We start from the raw sequence: 2663 nt of genomic DNA, 5'->3' as shown, positions 1-2663 counted from the left end.
CCGGGTTTGATGAAAAGGCTTATGTCTTTTATACCGGGCAGGTAATTCTGGACGCGCGGAAAAGTGAAAAGATCACGCAGGCGGAACTGGCTAAAATGCTTGGCGTGGACAAATCCTATATCTCGAAAATAGAAAACGGTGTGGTCAACCCGAGCGTCGGCTTTTTTTACCGCATTATGCATGCTTTGAATCTGAGAATAGAAATCACCCGCGAAGTGGGTTAAAGGGTTAATTCCAAACTCCCGATTTTGGCATTACTGCAACATTTTGATGGGGCAGCGTGCCATTTGTTCCCCGATCACAAGACCGTGTTTGCCTGAAAAACGACAATGGCCGGTCGTAGCCGATCTCCTGGGAACTATAGATCATAGGGGGAGCCTCCCATGGTGACGGCCATGACAAAGGCCGAAAGACGCCTTGCTCGCCATTAAAGGATTCTTCATGCTTCCGGCATAACTGAAAACAAAAATAGCAAAAAAAAACGGGAATTCACGAGATTTTTAAAATCACGTTGCCCGTTTTTTGCCCTGTTTCCACGTACCGGTATGCTTCTAAAATATCGTCCAAAGGATACTCCCGGTCGATGATAGGTTTGAACTCCCCGTTCTCGACCAAGGTTTTGAGGAAAATGACATCCGCTTTGCTGATCGTTGGGATAGGAAACAGTACTTTCTTTCCCCCGAGAAGCGGGGTGGTGAGCGCGTACCAAATGTTCTCACCGTTTTTACCCAGTTCAGTAGAAACGTAAATGCCTTTGTCGGTTAGCAAGGGCTTGCATTCCTTGAAAGAGCACTTGCCACCGCGTCGAAGATAAAGGAGAACCGGGTCTCTGCTTGGGTTCCTATTCTGGTAAAATCCTCTTTTTCGTGATCAATCACTTCATCGACCCCGAGCGATTTAATTAACCCCATGTTTTTGGTGTTGACGACAGCAGCAACTGCCGTCCCAAGATGCTTTAGTAGCTGTACCGCGGCCGAACCAATTGCCCCGGTGGCCCCGTACACCATTACGCGGTCTCCCGGTTGAATGTTGGCCGCCCGGATATTTACGAGGGCATAGTGGGAACCTTCGGTGATGGGGGCGGCTTCCTCGAACGAGAGACCTTCGGGAATGGTGGTTATAGCCTTGTCTTCGGCTATCACCAGATACTCGGCGTGGCCGCCAAAAGTCTCGTCGTTGAAGCCGAAGACGCGGTCCCCTTTTTTAAAGAGTGAGACTTCTTCACCCACTTCTTCCACGATGCCGGCAAACTCGCAACCCAGTACCGGGAACTTGGGACGGAACAGCCCGCTCCAGAACCGCGAGACGAAATACTCGGCACTACGGAAACCGCAATCGGTGCGGTTCACGGTGGACGCGACTACCTTTACAAGGAGTTCTTTCTTTCTTGGCACGGGGGTGGGGATATCCTTTACACGGACCGCTTCCGGCGAACCGTAACGTTCATACACGGCTGCTTTCATCATCATGTTACCTGTAGTTTTATTTTTTACTGGAATCGAATTCAACTATAACAGACAGGGCGCTGTTTTGTTGAATGTCGCGGTTGTTCTTAACCTAATCGTAACTCCTCGAATAATTTTAAACCAATTCTTGGTTATCTTTGAGGATAGTGGCAGTCTCCGGAAAATCATTATCTTTGTAAGTGAACTAAATACAGTATCATTATGACAACGATTATTATTGAAGAGAACAGCCCACAGGCAAAGCAGCTTCTTGAATATATCAAGACGTTGCCATTTGCTACGGTGATTGAAAAGAAAAGTTTCCAAGAAGCCGCCGCGGAATGCAATGCTGTTTCGGTAGATGAATTTTTTGATGAACTAAACAACGGTATCCGAAAACGTTTAAAAAATGCGTAAGGTAAAGATATCGGGGGCAGTCAGAGACAAAATAGCCGACCTTGAATCGTATTTGATTGACGATTTGAAGTTGTCGGAGGAAGCGGCACTACGCCGAAGCGACAGAATGCGCGAGTTTGTATCTTCCCTTTGCAATAATGCGGATTATCCTCTATGCCGTTTTAAGAAATGGCAAGTATTAGGGTACAAATGCGCTGTTTTTGAGAAAAGTTGGGTATTTGCTTATGAAGTGTTCGAAGACGGTATTATCGTCAGAGATATGTCGCACACTTCATTGTTAACCGCGTAAAATAAGGAATTGTATAACGTGTGAATTTCGACGGAAAACGAAGCAATTCTGCAAAAGCAAAATCGCTAACACCAAAGATTTGCAAGAAGATATGTATTGATTGTAAGGTGATTACAGAAAGGCGGTATTGCCCTTCTCTCCGTATAATTGGTTGATAATTATGGGATTATGTTATTGGTGCCCACTTTCGGAGCGATGCCTTTATGATATTTTGCACAAATTTGTAGTCATGGAACCGCGATATCCTATTTTTGTTGAAATTTGACGCAACGTTCATACACGGCAGCTTTCATCATCTTGTTAAATGTAAATGACCTTTTTGTCTTGAACCCCAATCCAGCAGTTTTGAATCCAATAAATTCGAGCCAATCCAATAATAACGAACCCACTGTCGTCTTGTTTGAGAATTTGAAATGATTGCCTCCGTTTTTTTCGTTTTTCGATGACCATTAAACGGGAATGGAAAGCGCGTTGATGTATATTTTCCTAATTTTGTAAATCGCTATTTCAAT

The 2663-nt window shown here is 44.9% G+C and carries 5 protein-coding genes; 3 read left to right on the top strand and 2 right to left on the bottom strand.

Translation table 11 applies throughout. From position 1 onward, the window contains the following. Positions 1 to 224, top strand: a 224-nt coding sequence (locus tag WC958_06420; GenBank protein ID MFA5629856.1) for a helix-turn-helix transcriptional regulator, incomplete at its 5' end; no start/stop codon positions are given. 265 nt (positions 225 to 489) lie between these two features. On the opposite strand, the gene WC958_06415 is transcribed toward WC958_06420, so the two are convergent. Next, the gene (locus WC958_06415) at positions 490 to 768 is read right to left on the bottom strand and encodes a zinc-binding dehydrogenase (protein ID MFA5629855.1); all 279 of its coding nucleotides are present in this window, start codon (positions 766 to 768) and stop codon (positions 490 to 492) included. Beyond that, complete coding sequence (locus WC958_06410; GenBank protein ID MFA5629854.1) at positions 762 to 1469, bottom strand: NAD(P)-dependent alcohol dehydrogenase; 708 nt, start codon at positions 1467 to 1469, stop codon at positions 762 to 764. The genes WC958_06415 and WC958_06410 overlap by 7 nt, the downstream gene beginning before the upstream one ends. A 198-nt stretch (positions 1470 to 1667) precedes the next feature. On the opposite strand from WC958_06410, the gene WC958_06405 reads away from it, so the two are divergent. Beyond that, the gene (locus WC958_06405; protein MFA5629853.1) at positions 1668 to 1862 is read left to right on the top strand and encodes a hypothetical protein; all 195 of its coding nucleotides are present in this window, start codon (positions 1668 to 1670) and stop codon (positions 1860 to 1862) included. After that, on the top strand, positions 1855 to 2151 hold the full coding sequence (locus WC958_06400; GenBank protein MFA5629852.1) for a hypothetical protein: 297 nt from the start codon (positions 1855 to 1857) through the stop codon (positions 2149 to 2151). The genes WC958_06405 and WC958_06400 overlap by 8 nt, the downstream gene beginning before the upstream one ends. Positions 2152 to 2663 lie beyond the last annotated feature (512 nt).

It is taken from the genome of Dehalococcoidales bacterium, assembly GCA_041656115.1.
GTDB lineage: Bacteria > Chloroflexota > Dehalococcoidia > Dehalococcoidales > UBA5627 > UBA5627.
The sequence above is the reverse complement of the archived record's forward strand: the minus strand, read 5'-3'. Positions and strand labels throughout refer to the sequence as shown.

What these genes read in the sequence shown, in the direction of transcription:
- WC958_06405 (MFA5629853.1), top strand. Translation starts at nt 1,668, where the DNA reads ATGACAACGATTATTATTGAAGAGAACAGCCCACAGGCAAAGCAGCTT.
- WC958_06400 (MFA5629852.1), top strand. Translation starts at nt 1,855, where the DNA reads ATGCGTAAGGTAAAGATATCGGGGGCAGTCAGAGACAAAATAGCCGAC.
- WC958_06410 (MFA5629854.1), bottom strand. Translation starts at nt 1,469, where the DNA reads ATGATGATGAAAGCAGCCGTGTATGAACGTTACGGTTCGCCGGAAGCG.